Genomic DNA, 17,453 nt, shown 5'->3' on the forward strand with positions numbered 1-17,453 from the left:
AAAGCATCCACAACTTCAATCTCGTTGTTCACACTTGGATCGTAAGCGCCGAACGCCAATTAGCATACGATCGATCTGATTTGTCAAAGGCCTTTCTGGCGGCCAACAACCCCGCGCCAATTTATTTCGCAGACTCAGAATTTATGCTGATCCGTAGGTCACGACGATGGCTGCGACCTTGGTTGTGAAGATTGACAGACGCAGGACGCGTATCGTGTCGAAACAGGAATTGAGTTGTTGTACGACAAACTTATTGTCGCGACTGGATCAAAAGTGCGAAACGGCGAGGTTATACAGGCGCCGGTGCACTATCTGAGGACGCTTCAAGATTCTTTATCGCTTCGCCCCCTGCTCCGCGAAGGCGCCGGTGTGGCAATTGTCGGCGGCAGCTTCATCGGTCTCGAGATTGCCGCCGTAGCGCGTTCCCCGAACCGCAACGTAACTGTGCGGGAGGCGCAGGCAAATCTGTTGGCACAATCGAGTTCCCGAGCGCTAAGCGATTGGATGTGTAGGCTTCACGTCGCGCAAAACGTGAAGGTGCCTTCGAACACAAAAGCTAATCGCATTACACGCGCCTCGTCCGGCAGGCCAACTTCGGATACTTCCGCGGGCACGGTGATAGCCGATGTTGTTGTCGTTGGGATCGGCGTAATGCCGAATGATGAACTGGCTTGAGACTGTGGCTTGCCTGAACGACCGAAGCGAGCCATTCAACATCGTCAAAAGGAATAAGATTGTGCGGTTGACGGCTTAGTAACTGCGGTCGTGTCCATCGGGGCCGAGCGTGTCGCAGACCCGGAGTTTTCGGTCAGGAGCAATGACAGGCGCAGCGAGCGGGACGTCCAGAGAAGCGTCAGGCCACGAGAACTTTCGCAGCAAAGCATTGCACGGCTTAGCACCTTTGGGAGAGCAGTAGAAGAAGGCGACATTGACTTCATTCCTCGACAGGCAGAGTTAAACGTCAACGTCACAGTTTATGCGCCCGAACCCACGTGCCGAATCCCGGACGAGCACCAAGACGCAACGTGGGTTTACGCAGATACTCTTGCATTTTCCGGTAGAATGAGCCGCCCAAGCGGGCGCCGTGGATACAAAATCGCCCGGCCTCCCACAAGATTTCTTCACCCTCGAGTTAGGCCACGGAAACCAAGTCTATCCATCGTTTGGGCTATCGGAATTGCGCCACAGGGGCGCCGATCATGCTGCGATCTACTGTTATGCCTAAGCCAGGACCGGCAGGAGCGGCACCGCGACCGTTTTGAACCCGCGGCTGATAGCCTGCAATGTGCCCATCGGTCCAATCATTGAAGAACGATGTATGGAGAAGATTTCCGGGTTGCGCGCTCGCCGCTACATGGGACACTGCTGCCGCGCATACGTCGCCTCCCCAGATGTCTTCGATACAGAAGTGCAGGCCGAGGTTCTGAGCCGCGTTCCGGAGATTTACAGCCTGAGTAATACCACCGACACGCCCGATCTTAATGTTGATCGCTCCGGCGGTCACCTCGTACTTCGCTCGGTGCAGGTCGGCAAAAGTCACGACACCTTCATCCATAATCATCGGTAGCGAGCTCACTGTGCGTAACCTTGCGCAATCTGCAAAGTCCAGACATGGCTGCTCTACGTAAAGGTTGGTGTCCTCGAGAGCGCGCATTGCTACGGACGCTTCAAGAAACGTCCAGCCAGCGTTCGCGTCGATAAAGAAAAAGATATCGTCGTCGGCGGCTTCCAGGATCGCGCGAGTACGAGCCGCGTCGGCAAGAGGATCATCTCCGACCTTGATCTGATAGCGTCGAATGCCGGCAGCGCTGCGCTTTTTCACGTAATCAATATTTTCTTCCGTAGATGCTAGCGGGATAGCCTCGAAGATTGGAAGGTCCGTACTAAGTACGCCACCCAAAAGAGCCGAAACAGGTAATTCAACCGACCGAGCGAAGACATCCCAGCAGGCAATGTCAAATGCGCTCTTTGCATTGTTCTGTCCTGTCAGGATGCTGTTCATGATCATTTGAATTCGAGAACTGCTCCGGGGATCTTGGCCGATCAAATGCGGAGCAAGCTCTCTCAGCGCAGCACGGGTCCCACCTGCGAAGAGAGGCAAGTAGTTGCCAGAAAGAATGGCAGCCTCTCCCCAACCTTCAAATCCGTTGTCAGTCAGAACTCGGACAAGATTCGACGGTTGCTGCGTCGCCGCGCGACCTTTCGACATGACATAGGAGCCGTGAAGATAATTGAGGTTGTATTCGTAAAGTTCGATTGCGCTGATCTTCATTTGCTTCTCTTTCGCGGTACGGTGAGAGGGAGATAAGTGCTACTGCTTCGAACGATAGTACTTCGTTGAAGCCCTATCCACAGAGCGACTTTTCTGAAATACTAGGCCTAGAAGAAATCGGGCTAGATATGTGGATCGATCCACCCATTAAGCACTCGCTCCATTTGAATGCGCTTCGAGCCTTCGAAGCCGCAGCACGCCTTGGCGGGTTTGTACAAGCTGCCAGCGAACTGCATGTCACACCGGGCGCAATTGCTTCACAAATTAAATCGCTTGAGGGCCAATATGGAGCTCCGTTATTCGAGCGTCACGCAAACGGCGTCGCGCTTTCGGCCCTCGGCGAAAGCGTGCGGATGGAGTTCACAGTGGCGTTTGACGCCATTGAAGCGGCAGCGCGGAATCTACGGCGCCTCTCCGCTCCTCAACGTGTGCACATCGTGACCTCACCCGCACTGGCCGAGCTTTGGCTCGGACCGAGGCTGCCGCGTCTCACAGAGCTGCTAGATCCTATCGATATCTCGATCACCGCTGTCGATGAACCACCCAATCTCAAGCGAAGCCCATACGACGTGTGTCTCTTTTATACGGAGAAACTGAGTAGAGGGCAGAGGAAAGTTCTGTCCGAGGAGGTGCTGCCCGTATGTACCCCGAGGATCGCCGGTAGGCTCCGAGATCCTGCAGACCTCGAGAACATTCGATGTATCGCGGACGTCGGTTGGGATGACTGGGCTGTTTGGGCAGGCGCCGTCATGCCGCATCGATCATTCACTGCCCGGGGGCCTGGCTTTTCGCTTTATGCGATCGCGGTGCAGCAGGCCCTGCTCGGAGCGGGCGTTCTCATCGGCCGTCGTAGCCTTGTGCAACGTTATCTGGATAGCGGCGCGCTTGTTGCTCCTTTTGATGTTTCTGTCCCTTTGGGCCTTACTATCTCGGCGTGGACGCATGCCGAGAGCAAAGGTGATGCCGCGATCGGCGCTGTAACCGACAGCCTGATTGATCTAGGGTGATCGATAAAACATTGCACTGCCCATAGCTACGCCGTCCAGCGCAGAAGAACTCTGTTTGCTTGGGGAAGCAATGTCGAAAATAACTATGTGCTTTCGAGCGCGTTTTCCCAGTGCTTGACAGACAAAATGCGAGTGACGATCGGCAAGTCTGCCACGCAGGTATCGCAGCTAACGCACACGCAGAGCGCTCGGCAAAGTTCGAGGCAAGCAGTTACACAGCCACCTTTATTAGCAACCGCTCGATCTCTCGCAGATGGACTGGCAAGTCGGTCCGCAGGACGTTTCGTTTTTGGTCGAGCGCAACGGCCCTACCTATTGGTTCGTAGCGAGCGTACAAAATCCCATAGCTCGGGTACATCAGAGGTTGCCGCATTGAATCTGAACCACTCGCTTTTCGGCTCACCAGCTCGAAAATACGACCCGGGCGCCAACCAGATACCTCGGGCTAACGCCTTGGTTGAAACAGCGAGACTGTCTTCTGAAGTCGTACGAAGCTTGGCCCACAGAAACAAACCAGCGTCCGGTCTGTGAAAGATATCCATGCCTGAATCGCTCATCGACTGTGCGACACTTCGACGCGCTTTTAGCAGGCGCTCACGAATGTACGTGACATGCCTGTCGTAGTGCCCGTCGATGAGTACGTTAGCGACGGTTCTTTCTGTAACTTCCGACGAGGTCAACCCAACCGCCATTTTAGTGAGCGCTAGCTGAGCAAGTAATGCGCGGTCGGCGGCAATATAGCCTACCCGTACAGCAGGCGTAATGGTTTTTGAAAATCCGGACAGGTAGATCACGTTCTTCAATCCCTCCATCGCAGCGAGGCAGGGCGCTCCAGATGGGGCGAGTTCACGGGAGATATCGTCCTCGACGATCCACAGACCATGTCGGTCCGCTAACTGCAAAAGGCGAAACGCCGAAGGCAAGTTCAACGAAGCCCCGGAAGGATTTTGCAGCACCGTGTTAATAAAGACAGCTTTGGGATTTCGCTCTCTTACAACACATTCTAATTTCTCGAGATCAATTCCTTCGGACGTGCGGGGGACACTAACTATATTCACATTGGCCAACTTGAGAATTTGAAGAAGATTGCAATAGCAGGGATCTTCGACAACCACAGTGTCGCCTGGACGCAGCAGCGTACGCACCACAAGATCAAGCGCCTGGGTAACGCCTTGAGTTAAAAGAATGTTCGATGCATCCACCGACAACGAGTACCGACGAAGCGAGGCGCTTATATATTCGCGTAGCGATGCTAGTCCATAGGGATGGCCGTAGCCACCAAGGCGAGAACTTGGCACTCTGCTCAAACTACGCAAGGCGTGCTGCATGCCGCTTTCGTCAATCCAATCGTTGGGAATCCATCCGCATCCCGCCTTGATCGGAACTGACCGATCTGCGAACACGTCCGAGAGCAGCCAACCCGCATTGAGGCTGGGGGTGTTCCAAACCGGCGCCGAAGGCAAATCCGCAGATCGCGTTGCCACCTGATAGTCAGCACCTGCACGCGAAATGATTAGCCCGCGGGAAACGAGCCTCTGATAAGCCTCCGCGACGGTAAAAGTGCTCAGCTTGTGCAGTTTGGCTAAATTTCTCACTGACGGCAGCGCCGTGCCAGCCGGATGCCTCCCTTGTTCAAGCTGGCGTGCGATAGACGAGACAAGCTGATCGACAAGCGTGCCTTCGGTCTTTCGTGATCGCGACAAATTCAGTATGAACATTTCAGTACAGTCGCGCGTATTAAAACAGTACGGCTTGGACGAATTGATTTTGCTGTGTAGTGATTGTAGCGTGGATAGTAGCTACATTTAAAGCTATCAACATGGAGACTTTTAATGAGCACTACAAATAGTGATCTGGACCTGTCAAAGTTTTGGATGCCGTTCACGGCGAACCGGCAGTTCAAAGCGGCGCCTCGATTGTTTAAGGCTGCCAAGGGCATGTATTACACGACCGACGATGACCGAGCGGTTCTCGACGCGACGGCCGGCTTATGGTGCGTAAACGCTGGTCACGGGCGGGCGGATGGGTATTCCGGAGCATCGTGACCGACGATTCCGGACGAACGTGACCGGCCATTCTGGTTCATCGTGACCGCCCATTCCGGGCGAACGTGACCGATTTCGGAGGACTTCCGGAATCACTGGTCACGATGCCGGAATCATCGGTCACGATGCCGGAACGACGTTGTACGGCGCAGGAATGATGTTACGCATATGAGCAACTGAGTGGGTACGCTTCCAGCTTTTTCGTCTGGAGACAGCGTGCCCGCACCAAGGATCAATATGCGTAAGATAAGAGACGTATTGCGTTTGAAGCGTAAGCGTCAGCGGATCCCGTCTTGAATCGGGGCATTCCGAATGTGAAGGTGGTGCTTTCGTGAGAACGAAGGCAATGCGATGGAAGACGAGAACATTAAGGCTGCAACGGCGATGGGTACACGTCGCCCACGGCAAGGGGAAGTGTTCTGGGGCGAAATGGTTACCACCTGGAAGGCGAGTGGTGTCGGCGCTCGGCGATTTTGCCGGGAACAGGGTTTGGCGGTAAGCACCTTCAGCCTGTGGCGCAAGAAGCTTTCGACCCACATCAAAGAGATTAAGCAGCCGCTCGCGGTTACTGCGGATGCGGCATTCATCGTTTCCAATCTGGATGGTGAACTGGCTCCCTCAAGGCCGGCTGTTGCACCGCAAGCGGCTGATGTGTCGCCGTCGCGTGACGGGGTGACGCTATCGCTCGCTGGCGTTCGTATCGAACTGAGCGGCGTTCACGCCGAGCGCATCGTGCGATTTGTGCTTGGACAGCTCGGAGGTGGCCGGTGCTGATTGCCTCGGACGTTCGCGCTTACATTTGTCGCGACCCGGTAGACATGCGCAAGGCGATTGATGGGCTGTCCTATCTCGTCGAGCCGTTACTTGCTCAGAAGCCTGCATCGGGCAACCTGTTCGTCTTCGTGGCGCGCGACCGCTCCAAAGTGAAGATTCTTTATTGGGACCGGACCGGCTTCGCGCTTTGGTATAAGCGTCTCGAAAGAGGCCGTTTCCCGTCACCCTCATTACTCGCTCAGCGCGGCTTCACGCTCGCGGAGCTCAACGCATGGCTCGAAGGCATCGAGATCCCGGCGCGAGAGCCGCACCGCACCGTGGCAGTGACGCGCGTGACGTGAGGTGCTCCAGCGCAGCCCCGAGCTTGTAAACGTGGCTTGAGTTAGGCATCATGGAGCACATGCCACCCAACGCCGTCACTGTCGCGGATCTTCCCGTCGAGCCCGATGCGCTGCAAGCGTTCGCGCTCGAACAGAACCGGCTTGCACGGGTGTTGTGGGAGCAGTTGGAAATCCTCCAGCATCAGATTGCGCAGTTGAACCGTGCGCGCTTTGGCGTGAGCTCCGAGCGCCTGGCGGGCCAAGCCGAGCTGTTCGACGCCGCAACAGATATCCCGGCACCGCCAGCAGTCGACGCCGTTCCTGTAGAGAGTCACACCCGTAAAGGGCGTCCTGCACTGCCCAAGGACCTGCCACGCACACGCATCGAATACGATCTGAGCGACGAACAGAAGATGGCGTTCGATACGCTTGAACGGATCGGCGAAGAGCGCAGCGAGACGCTGCATTACGAGCCGTCCAAGCTCACCGTCATTGAGCACATCCGCTTCAAATACGTGGCGAAGAAGGACGGCGAATCGACCATCGTGACCGCAAGCGCTCAGCCCTCGCCGTTGCCCAAGAGCAATGCGAGCGCCAGCCTGCTCGCCAATGTCCTGGTCAACACCTATGTCGATCATTTGCCGTTGAATCGTCAGGAAATGCGCTACGCGCGCCGGGGCGTGTATTTGCCGCGAGCAACGCTGTGCGAATGGAAACTGGCATCGGCTGAGCTACTCTCGGCACTGCTGCCTAGCTTGCGCGCTCACCAGTTGAAGGCGCCGCGCATGCATGTGGATGACACGACGCTACCTCTGCTTGAGCGAGGGCACCCATCAACGCGCACAGCACGATTATGGGGCTATCTTGGCGCGGGACAGCGCAACGAGAGCGGCGTCTGGGTCGACCACCCGCCAGCGGTCGTGTTCGAGTTCGCCGAGTCGCGTGCGGGAGCACATCCGCTGCTGTACCTAAACGAATACAAAGGGTATCTGCAGGCCGACGCGTATAGCGGCCATGGTGCGCTATACGCGCGAGGCGATATTATCGAGGTTGGATGTTGGGCGCATTGCCGTCGACGGTTCTTCGAAATTGCTAAGGATCAGAAGGAGCCGGGGCTCGCGGCGCAAGCCCTTCAGTGGATCGCCAAACTATATGCGATTGAATCGCGGGTCAAAGACCAGGCACCAGACATCAAGCTGGCGGCACGGCAAACCGAAGCCTTGCCGGTGCTTGCACAGTTTCTTCAGTGGCTCGAGGCGAACAGCATCGGTTTGCTCCCACGAGCGCCGCTTGCCAAGGCATTTGGTTATGCGTTACGGCATTGGGAGGCGCTGATCCGGTACACGGAGAACGGCGTCCTATTGCCAGACAACAATGCTCTAGAACGCCAGATCAGGCCTATTGCCGTCGGAAGATCGAACTGGTTGTTCGCGGGTTCTCCACGAGGCGCCCGGGCGGCGGCAACGATGTATTCCCTCATCGGAACTGCTCGCCTTAACGGTATCGAACCCTATGCGTGGCTCGAACGAACGCTTGAGAAACTGCCGTCGTATCCCGTCAATCGCGTGCACGAGCTCTTGCCGCTCGCCCGTTAAAACACCTCCAAACCATGGACATTCTCGACTCGCTTCGGCAGGCGCCTAGCGCCGAGCTCTATCGCCTCTATCTTGCTATCGGAAAAATGCTTGATGACCCCCGACGTATTCTCGAAATACGTCAACGCCTGCACCTGGGGATGGCCGTCAACTACATCGGCGACAACCCGCTTGGACCGCCGGCGCGCGGCACCATAGTTGAACTTCGCCAGACACAGGCCGTGGTTCAAGACAGCGAACTCGACGCCGTTGGGGCGTGCTCTACGCAGCGATCATCCCAGAAACTTCAAGTGCTCAGCCTCACGTCGAACCGACACCGCCGCCGAGAACGCAGCGTGAAGAATTCTTCATCGGTGACACAGTTAGCTTCACTGACAAGCACCTAAGCGAGCGCGTCGGAGTCGTCGTGAGGCTCAATGCCAAGACCGCGTCGGTCGCCGTTAATGACACCGATGGCCACTGGCGCGTTTCGTACTCTCTTCTGCGAAAGATCGTCGACATTTAGCCGCGCAAAACCGCCCTAACGGGTTCCGCTGACGGATACATTGAAACTGGACGGCTTGGCGACGGGCCTGGAAGAACAACGGACCCAGCCCGGCATGGCTGCGATGAGCTTCGAGGAACGCGTGGCGTTGCTAGTTGACCGCGAAGTACATTGCCGCAACGACCGCAAGTTGCTGCGTCTGCTGAAGAACGCGCATCTGAAATATGCGCAGGCGGCCATCGAGGACATCGACGCTCGCTCGGGCCGCGGGATCGACCGGCGCGAGGTAATGAGCCTGGCATTGGGAGACTGGGTTAGTGCCGGCCACAGTGTCTTGGTCACCGGTCCGACTGGCGCCGGAAAATCCTGGCTCGCTTGCGCATTGGCGCAACACGCTTGTCGTCGAGGGTACTCCGCCGTCTATCAGCGTGTACCCCGCCTGCAGGAAGAACTACGCATTCGGCACGGTAGCGGGGCCTTCGGCAAATGGCTACTCCAGTTGGCCAAAACTGATGTGCTGGTCCTGGACGACTGGGGCATGGGCGCAATCGACAGCACGACCCGATCCGATCTCCTGGAAGTCATTGACGATCGCGCTGCCAACAAAGCCACGATCATTACGAGTCAATTACCAGTTGAGCATTGGCATGCCTGGATCGGCGACGCCACCATTGCCGACGCCATTCTCGACCGGATCATGCAGCGCCATCATCGCTTTACGCTGACCGGCGACTCGCTGCGAACGAAACGACCAACAACCAGCAAAAAGGAGCAAACTATCGACCCATCGTGACCGCAGATATTACGATCTAATCGCGTAACACCATCTTGTGCGCAGCGGTCACGTTCAGCCGGAATGAGTGGTCACGATCACCGGAATACGCAGGCGGAGATTGCGGATGCCGTATCCAAGCAGCTGAGCACAATGGACTATGCGCCAACATTTCAGATGGGCCATCCGATCGCGTTTGAGGCCGCCGCTAAGATCGCAGAGTTTATGCCGAGTGGGCTTGACCGGATATTCTTCACCAATTCGGGATCGGAGTCGGTTGATACGGCTTTGAAGATGGCGTTGGCATATCATAGGGCACGTGGAGAAGGCCAACGCACGCGTTTTATCGGCCGCGAGCGTGGGTATCACGGCGTTGGTTTTGGTGGCATCTCGGTCGGGGGCATACTCGCTAACCGGAAGGCGTTCTCCGGAGCCTTACTGCCGTACGTAGACCACCTTCCCCACACGCTCAACATTGCCGAAGCTGCGTTTACGCGTGGTCAACCTGCATGGGGGGCGCACCTTGCCGACGATCTCGAGCGCCCGGTTACGCTGCACGATCCATCAACGATTGCAGCAGTAATCGTTGAGCCACTTTCCGGGTCCGCGGGTGTGCTCGTTCCCCCACAAGGCTATTTGCAACGCTTGCGGGAAATATGTACGAAGCACGGCATTCTGCTCATTTTTGATGAAGTCATCACGGGTTTCGGACGTCTGGGGACGCCCACGGCGAGTGAATACTTCGGCGTCGTACCCGACTTGATTACGATGGCTAAAGCGATTAACAACGCAGCAATCCCGATGGGCGCAGTGGCAGCATCTCGTCCGGTACATGACGCGGTCGTGAACGCAGGCACCGAGAACGGAATCGAGTTCGCACATGGCTACACCTATTCAGCTCATCCTGCTGCAGCCGCTGCCGCGATCGCGACACTCGACATCTACAGGCAAGATGGACTGTTTGAGCGTGCGCGCGAGTTGTCAGGCGTATTTGAGGATGCAGTTCATGAGTTGCGTGGATCACCTCACGTTAAGGACATCCGCAATCTTGGGTTGGTCGCTGGGGTTGAGCTCGAGTCGCGGCCTGGCGCGGTCGGTGCACGCGGTTATGAAGTATTTTTAAAATGTTTCCATGCGGGCGTACTTATTCGCTATACCGGTGACATTCTCGCATTCTCGCCGCCGCTTATCATTGATGCGAAGCAGATCGATCAGATCTTCGCGACCGTTGGGAGCGCATTGCGCGAAGTCGCTTAATTCATCTTGGTTCAGTAATTATCAAAGGTAATCGCGGGGGTATTAGTATCAATGCGGCGAGTGAAATCGATGCGCGAACTTCCACAAAGCACTCACGATAACTGACGAAAAAGAGGCGAGATGTCAGGGCCTTACTTGACTTCGGCTGCTGCAACTTCGCGCCCGTCTGCTGGCGCGACGTTACAGTTGACAAGGTCGTCCTAAAGTAGAAGGCCGCTAGGCGATCAGAATATTTGCGCAAGTCTTTTCGCCCGGCCACTCCTTGACCTTAAAATTCCCGGCATTACCTGGCGAGACCATGGCGATTACAAACGATGCCCTCAGCAATGGCATTTTTTTAGCGCCTGGATCTTATTTTCAACCAGGCGGTCAGACCTCCCGATGGTTTTCTTCAATGCGGGCAACAGCTGACTCCCCGGAGCTGTGGACTTTCCTAAAGAAGCTGAAGCCCTGAAATGACACAAACAAACTTGGCATTTGTCAATCGCTCTCGACCGTTTCGCAAGTCTTACATATTCGAATAGTTTGGCCCCCCTCCTCCCTGAGGGGTGACCCAGACTATATTCTGAGTCGGATCCTTAATGTCGCATGATTTGCAATGTACGCAATTTTGTGCGTTGATTTGCAGCCTCGCCTCGCCTTGGTCTTTGAAGAACTCATATACTCCCGCAGGGCAGAAGCGTGCTTCCGGGCCGTCGAATTTGAGCAAATTGATTTGCACCGGCACATTCGGGTCCTTGAGCGTCAGATGAGCAGGCTGGTTCTCCTCGTGGTTCGTGTTCGACAAAAACACCGAAGACAGTCTATCGAAGCTCAACTTTCCGTCAGGTTTTGGATAGAGGACGGGCTTGCAATCCGCAGTGGGCTTTAGCTTTTCATGATCCGAATATTGATGATGCAACGTCCACGGTACCTTCCCGCCGAGAAACTTCTGCTCGATGCCAACCATTAAAGTGCCCAAGTACAAGCCTTTGCTCATCCACTGTTTGAAATTCCGCGCACGATACAGCTCCTCGTAGAGCCATGAATCTTTGAAAGCGTTGGGATATGCGGTTAATACGTCAGCCTCGCGCCCGGCCTGAATCGCATCGAAAGCAGCGTCAGCAGCAAGCATCCCAGTCTTGATTGCTGCATGAGAACCCTTGATTCGCGAAGCGTTAAGGAATCCCGCATCGTCGCCGACGAGCGCGCCTCCTGGGAAAACAAGATTTGGTAGTGAAAGCAGGCCGCCAGCGGTAATTGCTCGCGCACCGTAGGAGAGCCGCTTTCCTCCTTCAAGGAAGGCACGAATCGCAGAATGCGTCTTATAGCGCTGGAACTCTTCGAAGGGAGCAAGGTAGGGGTTCGTATAGCCCAGACCAACGACGAAGCCAACCATCACCTGATTATTGCCGAAGTGATAGAGGAATGATCCGCCATAGGTTTCTGACTCCAGCGGCCATCCGGCGGTGTGGATAACGAGCCCCTCCTGATGCTTGGCAGGATCGATCTCCCATAACTCCTTGATTCCAAGCCCATAGACCTGTGGATCGACGCCTCCACGCAGCTGGAAGCGCTCCTGCAACTGACGTCCGAGATGCCCGCGCGCGCCTTCACAAAATAGCGTGTACTTCGCGAGGAGCTCCATGCCTAGCTGGAAATTCTCGGTAGGCTGTCCATCTTTGCCGATACCCATATTGCCGGTGACGACGCCTCTTACTGAGCCATCGTCACGGTAGAGGACCTCGGCGGCGGGAAAGCCGGGGAATATCTCGACGCCCAAGGCTTCCGCTTGTAAGGCAAGCCAGCGCGTCACGTTCCCGAGACTGATGACGAAATTCCCGTGATTCTTGAAGTTAGCCGGCAGCGCCCAGTTCGGGATCTTCCGTGCGTTCGTCTCTGAAAGAAAGAGGAAGCGGTCCTCCGTTACCGCCACATCCAGCGGGGCGCCGCGCTCCTTCCAATTCGGAATCAGCTCTGTCAACGCTCGCGGGTCCATCACGGCGCCAGAAAGGATGTGTGCACCAATTTCCGAGCCTTTCTCTAAGACGCAAACGCTCAGATCAACACCATCCTCACCAGCCCGTTGTTTCAGCCTTATCGCAGCAGATATCCCTGCCGGGCCGCCACCCACGATGACAACGTCGTATTCCATCGACTCGCGCGGACCGTATTGCTCAAGAAGCGTCATGTTTGAAGTGTAAATAGAGTACGAAAGATTGGGGGCAAGGGGAATTCGCACCGTGTTCCCGCTGCAAAAAATTACACGCCCAATATTTTTATAGCAAGAAATAGTTGAGATATTATTCTTGTAACCGTTGCCTGGCGGCTTTTGTGGCCGAGGTCGTTCAGCGATGGGTACTAGCGCCACGGCGACATGCGACCGTCTTATGCCCAGGTCGGCACGGTGCGTGAATATTTATATGCAAAGAAGAGCAACAAACGGCGAGCAGACAGTGACATACATCAATCAAGCGATGAATCGGAAGAGCAGCCGTGAGGAATTGGGCGATGAAAATGCCTATCGTAAGCTGTTCCTTCGTGGATACCGCGCGCCCTGCCTACCGGCCGGGGTATCGATCAACGTCGACTTACTGGTCGACCTTCGGGCCTCCGACTCAAGTCGAGATGAGTTAGAGGACGTCATCGACTACAACATCATGAGAGACGCCCTGATCTCGGTAGGCCCCCAATTGACGGTTGATGGTGCCACCAAAGCGGCAGAAGCATTGGTCGCCATACCAGGAGTCCAGGCAGCGGTTGTCGCGATCTGCGACGCTAATGGCCAAGTTTCGACTTCGCGCCGACGCGCCCGTGAATCCGCGAGTGCGCATGCTTCGCACCCCACTCATCATCGAGGGCATCCCCGCGATACGACAGAATCGTCGTAGTGAGACATCCCATCCACGGTGGCAGCGATGACTCAAGCAACCGACAAGTGCGAAAGCCTCTCCGAACGGTGGCTGTCATAATAGTCGTGACAGTCGGAGATTGCCGAACTCGGAACTGGCCGCGAAAATTGGCATCTTGGAGGACGCGGCGGTGCCCTTGTAAAGATTCGGCTTGGGAGCTTAGAGGCAACTCAGCGATTTCAATTTCAGGCTGCTCCGAATCTTCAAGGCGGTCGTGAAATCCGGAGGCTCTACTACAGCTGAGGTCCAGCTGAATATGTCACGATCTGCCAAAAACTGCATCAAACCATCAAACTTGCTTCCGACCGGAAGCAAACAACGATTGATGGAAAGATGTCTCGTGCCTTTTATCACATTCGATGCAACTAAGAGCATCTCAGAATATTCCTTCGCGTTCGATTTATTCTTCGATTCGTAAACTTATGACCCGCCCCCGGTTAGGCTACAGTACCTCCCGCATCGAGAACGACGGACGCTCCGTTCATGTGCGATGATTTCTCAGAGAGCAAGAAGTCCACGGTGTCCGCAACATCGTCGGGCATTGCATAGGGTGTTTGAGTTGCGCGTACGATGGGGCTTCCGCGTTTCGATGCCAACTCGTTCAACGAGTCGATCAATGGTGTTTGAACTGGTCCAGGCAGGACAGCATTGACCCGAGCCCCAGTGCCTATGCATTCAAGCGCGGCGCTTCTGACCAGACCTAACACCGCATGTTTGCTTGCCACATAAGCACTGAGGTTGGCCCTGCCGCGAATTGCAGAGGTCGATGCGGTCGCAACGAAACTGCCTGCCCCGCTGATTCGGAGCGCTGGCAGCGAATGCTTCAAGGCTAGAAACGTTGCCCGAACGTTGACTGCCACGACTCGATCAAAGACGTCGTCAGGATAGGTTGTTACAGGCTCCAAGTGCCCCGCCATCCCAGCGTTGCTTACGAATCCATCAAGCCTACCGAAATGAGACGAGGCGAAATCGACCAAGGCGCTTATGTATTGGGCCTCTGTCACGTCCCCAGCGAATATCTCTGCGTCTGTGCCAATCGCGCGACAGGTCTCGCGTACGTTTAACGCTACCTCCTCCGTCCTAGCAGCAAGGACAATACGCCAACCGTTTTGAGCCATCCGGAGGCAAATTGCTGCCCCGATACCGCCTGCCGCCCCTGTGACGATCACCACCCGACGATCTGGTGCTACGTTCTTCGAACCCACACGAGATGTGATTTCAGAACTCATAAAGTCCCTCCTTCGGACGGCGGTCCTAGGAGGTCGGTATTGAGAATCCCGGCGAGGCCGTCCTGCGGTGTGAAAGGATCTTCGAAGTCCACAACAAGCTGGGTTTTCGCAATGACATAGCCTGACCCTTGAACGGTCGCGCGAATGCCGGCGTAGGTCTCATAGTAGGTTCCAACCTCGTTCACCATAACATCTAGTTCACTATCAAAAACTGATATGGTTCGAAGTGAGTCGCCATTGCCTAAAATTCCTTTGCCGACCAGTTGCGCCGCGATCGCGGTTGAAGGAACCCCTGCGGGTGCACGGCAAACGTAGTCCGACGGATGAACATAGCAGCTGGTGCGAACAGCTTTTCCAACATATGGTTCATCAATCGGGTCGCCTGCAAACATAACGAACGACAAGGGACCTTCGTCTCCGAATTCGGGGTGAATCGGCCTGGCCTGCTCACGAGCAACCGATAGGAATGCTTGTGAAAACGACACGAGCCTCTTTTCTTCGTTTTTCGTTAATGCGAAACCAAGCGCGCGCGCGTTGACAATCGGGTAAAAGGCTCCGGTCCAGACCAGGTCGTATTCTACGGAACCCCACCCTGGGACTTCAACAATGTTTCCGCTTGAATACACGAATGAAGGCGAACTGGCTTGATAGCGAACACGTTTAACGCGTCCTCCCTCGCAGTCGGCAACGATTTTGATCAGCCCACCAGGCGCTTCCAACGAGATCTGATTAACTCCATCCACCATCGGAACACGTCCAGATTCAAATAGCGCGATTGCCGTGCTCATCGTGTTCGTGCCAGAGATCATTGGATAACCCATGACCTCCATGATGATGAAGCCGGCGACCGCGTCGGGGTCGGTCGGCGCCACTACCAGATCGGCATAAAGCGACGGATGACCCCCACGCGGCTCCAAAAGAAGCAACTGCCGCAGACCGTCAGCGCTGGTCTTCAGGTACTGCATCTTTTCGAACACAGTCGCACCGGGCAACTCTCGAACTCCGCCAAGGACAATTCGATGGACATCTCCGCCGACATGTACATCGACAATCTCGATTACTTTCCTTTCCGTTTTATTTGCGCTCACAAGTTCTCCGACCTAGCTAACTACGACGTGATATGTATTTTGGTAATGCGCTTTGCGCATTGCTTAAGTCTGAGCCGTAAAGTAGATTCAACAAATGTACCAAATGGTTCTAAGCTCTAGCTGTTACGTAAGCCTAGACCATTCCGTCTAGCGCGTCGAAACCTACATTGGCTCCGACATTTCTCATGTCCCGGCCAACCGCTCAGATGCTTAATGGGATCACTGTCATTCACTTGATATACCAACCCCAGGGGTCTTCACTCACATACGACGTCACCTGCTTGATCTCGAGATAATTCTCGAAGCCCCATTTACCAAGTTCTCTACCGATTCCCGATTGCTTGTACCCGCCCCACGGCGCTTCCGTGAAGGTCGGTTGAGAGCAATTGATCCAGACAATACCAGCGCGCAGCGCGCTAGCGACCCGGTCTGCCCGCACGGCATCCTTAGTCATAACAGCTGCTGCAAGCCCGAAACGGGTATCGTTGGCAAGCGAGATCGCCTCTTCTTCCGAAGAGAAAGAGCGGACACAAACGACCGGCCCGAAGATTTCTTCTTTCCACGCCTGACTTTCAAGGGGAACATTGACTAGCACGGTGGGCTCAACAAAGAAACCTTCGGAAAGATGAGCGGGTCGCCCGCCTCCAGTGAGGACCGTGGCACCGTCTGCGCGCGCTTTTTCGATGGCGCTCAAAACCCGATCCAGCTGAACGTTCGAAACGAGTGGCCCAAGCAGTACGCCATCGGCGAGGCCGTCGCCGATCGTGATCTTCTTCGCTTCCTCGACCAATCGAGCAACAAACTTGTCGTAGATGCCTTCTTGAACTAGAACACGCGACGTGGCGGAGCACACCTGGCCTTGGTTCCAAAAAATCCCGAACATCACCCATTCGACGGCTTTGTCGATATCCGAGTCTTCAAAAACCAAGAATGGCGACTTCCCGCCTAGTTCCAAACTCACGCGCTTGATCGACTTTGCTGCTACCGCCATCAACTTGGAGCCAATTGCGCCAGAACCGGTAAAAGCGATTTTGTCGACATCAGCATGTTCCACTAAGGGTTGCCCCGCATCAGGACCGATGCCAGTGACTACGTTCAACACGCCTGCAGGAAGTCCGATCTCCTCAGCGATCGCTGCCAGCTCAAGCGCAGTTAGCGAAGTCGCCTCTGCCGGCTTCAACACCACCGTGCAACCTGCAGCGAGAGCGGGCGCGACCTTCCACGCTGCCATCAGAAGCGGATAGTTCCAAGGGATGATTGCACCCACTACACCTAGCGGTTCGTGCACCACTTTCGACACGAACCGTTGGTCTGGCAGCGTGAGCGCTTCGTAACGATTCTCGTCGTGTTCCTCTGCGAGCCCTGCATAAAAGTCGAAGCAACCCGCAGCGTCGCCAACGTCCCATTTTGCTTCCGGAAGAGGCTTGCCGTTGTCCAACACTTCAAGCTCGGAGATCTCATCCAGACGGGTGCGAATCGCCGACGCGATTTGGCGAAGGTACTGCGCACGTTGAGCGCCGGTCATCTTTGGCCATTCGCCATGAAAAGCACGGCGAGCGGCAGCGACGGCCAGATCGACGTCTTCGGCGGTAGCCGCAGAAATTTCATGGAAAGCTCTTCCGCTCGCTGGGTTGACAACTTCAAGCTTGCGACCAAGAGTCGGGGATACCCACTTACCATCAATGAACAAACCAGTTCGCATTTCGTTCCCAATTCTCG

Annotated in this window: 14 protein-coding genes and 2 pseudogenes; 10 read left to right on the forward strand and 6 right to left on the reverse strand. The window is 55.5% G+C overall.

What is annotated here, in order from left to right; translation table 11 throughout:
- The first annotated feature begins 228 nt into the window (after nucleotides 1–228).
- The gene (locus tag ACMX25_RS30885; protein ID WP_414953760.1) at nucleotides 229–675 is read left to right on the forward strand and encodes an FAD-dependent oxidoreductase; all 447 of its coding nucleotides are present in this window, start codon (nucleotides 229–231) and stop codon (nucleotides 673–675) included.
- Nucleotides 676–1,168: 493 nt separating this feature from the next.
- On the opposite strand, the gene ACMX25_RS30890 is transcribed toward ACMX25_RS30885, so the two are convergent.
- Complete coding sequence (locus ACMX25_RS30890) at nucleotides 1,169–2,272, reverse strand: mandelate racemase/muconate lactonizing enzyme family protein (RefSeq protein ID WP_414953713.1); 1,104 nt, start codon at nucleotides 2,270–2,272, stop codon at nucleotides 1,169–1,171.
- A gap of 65 nt (nucleotides 2,273–2,337) precedes the next feature.
- Here ACMX25_RS30890 and ACMX25_RS30895 point away from each other — a divergent pair, with 65 nt between their 5' ends.
- The gene (locus tag ACMX25_RS30895; RefSeq protein ID WP_414953714.1) at nucleotides 2,338–3,279 is read left to right on the forward strand and encodes a LysR family transcriptional regulator; all 942 of its coding nucleotides are present in this window, start codon (nucleotides 2,338–2,340) and stop codon (nucleotides 3,277–3,279) included.
- A 308-nt stretch (nucleotides 3,280–3,587) separates the two neighbouring features.
- On the opposite strand, the gene ACMX25_RS30900 is transcribed toward ACMX25_RS30895, so the two are convergent.
- Nucleotides 3,588–4,997, reverse strand: a complete 1,410-nt coding sequence (locus ACMX25_RS30900; RefSeq protein WP_414953715.1) for an aminotransferase-like domain-containing protein — start codon at nucleotides 4,995–4,997, stop codon at nucleotides 3,588–3,590.
- Between the two features lie 114 nt (nucleotides 4,998–5,111).
- Here ACMX25_RS30900 and ACMX25_RS30905 point away from each other — a divergent pair.
- The 7 genes and pseudogenes from ACMX25_RS30905 to aptA all read left to right on the forward strand — a co-directional run.
- Nucleotides 5,112–5,297 (forward strand): annotated as a pseudogene (locus ACMX25_RS30905) (omega-aminotransferase AptA); the annotation flags it as partial.
- Between the two features lie 378 nt (nucleotides 5,298–5,675).
- Nucleotides 5,676–6,098 (forward strand): IS66 family insertion sequence element accessory protein TnpA, encoded by a 423-nt coding sequence (gene tnpA, locus ACMX25_RS30910; RefSeq protein ID WP_414953716.1) that lies wholly within the window; start codon nucleotides 5,676–5,678, stop codon nucleotides 6,096–6,098.
- Nucleotides 6,092–6,439 (forward strand): IS66 family insertion sequence element accessory protein TnpB, encoded by a 348-nt coding sequence (gene tnpB, locus ACMX25_RS30915; protein WP_201085929.1) that lies wholly within the window; start codon nucleotides 6,092–6,094, stop codon nucleotides 6,437–6,439. Before tnpA ends, tnpB begins: the two co-directional genes overlap by 7 nt.
- A gap of 59 nt (nucleotides 6,440–6,498) precedes the next feature.
- Nucleotides 6,499–8,013, forward strand: a complete 1,515-nt coding sequence (gene tnpC / locus ACMX25_RS30920) for an IS66 family transposase (protein ID WP_414953717.1) — start codon at nucleotides 6,499–6,501, stop codon at nucleotides 8,011–8,013.
- Nucleotides 8,014–8,027: 14 nt separating this feature from the next.
- Nucleotides 8,028–8,399 (forward strand): hypothetical protein, encoded by a 372-nt coding sequence (locus tag ACMX25_RS30925; protein WP_414953718.1) that lies wholly within the window; start codon nucleotides 8,028–8,030, stop codon nucleotides 8,397–8,399.
- A gap of 147 nt (nucleotides 8,400–8,546) precedes the next feature.
- The gene (gene istB, locus ACMX25_RS30930; protein WP_414953761.1) at nucleotides 8,547–9,290 is read left to right on the forward strand and encodes an IS21-like element helper ATPase IstB; all 744 of its coding nucleotides are present in this window, start codon (nucleotides 8,547–8,549) and stop codon (nucleotides 9,288–9,290) included.
- A 54-nt stretch (nucleotides 9,291–9,344) separates the two neighbouring features.
- Nucleotides 9,345–10,526: pseudogene (gene aptA / locus ACMX25_RS30935) on the forward strand (omega-aminotransferase AptA); the annotation flags it as partial.
- Between the two features lie 508 nt (nucleotides 10,527–11,034).
- On the opposite strand, the gene ACMX25_RS30940 reads toward aptA, so the two are convergent.
- Nucleotides 11,035–12,696 carry an electron transfer flavoprotein-ubiquinone oxidoreductase gene (locus ACMX25_RS30940; protein ID WP_414953762.1) on the reverse strand — a complete coding sequence of 554 codons (1,662 nt, stop codon included), beginning with the start codon at nucleotides 12,694–12,696 and terminating at the stop codon, nucleotides 11,035–11,037.
- Between the two features lie 220 nt (nucleotides 12,697–12,916).
- On the opposite strand from ACMX25_RS30940, the gene ACMX25_RS30945 reads away from it, so the two are divergent.
- Nucleotides 12,917–13,396 (forward strand): hypothetical protein, encoded by a 480-nt coding sequence (locus ACMX25_RS30945; protein WP_414953719.1) that lies wholly within the window; start codon nucleotides 12,917–12,919, stop codon nucleotides 13,394–13,396.
- 458 nt (nucleotides 13,397–13,854) lie between these two features.
- Here the strand turns inward: ACMX25_RS30945 and ACMX25_RS30950 are convergent, their stop codons facing one another.
- From ACMX25_RS30950 to ACMX25_RS30960, 3 genes are all read right to left on the reverse strand, one after another.
- Entirely contained in the window at nucleotides 13,855–14,646 is a 792-nt protein-coding gene (locus ACMX25_RS30950; RefSeq protein WP_414953720.1) for an SDR family NAD(P)-dependent oxidoreductase, read from the reverse strand.
- Complete coding sequence (locus ACMX25_RS30955) at nucleotides 14,643–15,734, reverse strand: proline racemase family protein (RefSeq protein WP_414953721.1); 1,092 nt, start codon at nucleotides 15,732–15,734, stop codon at nucleotides 14,643–14,645. Before ACMX25_RS30955 ends, ACMX25_RS30950 begins: the two co-directional genes overlap by 4 nt.
- A 229-nt stretch (nucleotides 15,735–15,963) precedes the next feature.
- Nucleotides 15,964–17,436, reverse strand: a complete 1,473-nt coding sequence (locus ACMX25_RS30960; RefSeq protein ID WP_414953722.1) for an aldehyde dehydrogenase family protein — start codon at nucleotides 17,434–17,436, stop codon at nucleotides 15,964–15,966.
- Nucleotides 17,437–17,453: the final 17 nt, after the last annotated feature.

The sequence above is a fragment of the Caballeronia eucalypticola genome (assembly GCF_047608185.1).
GTDB lineage: Bacteria > Pseudomonadota > Gammaproteobacteria > Burkholderiales > Burkholderiaceae > Caballeronia.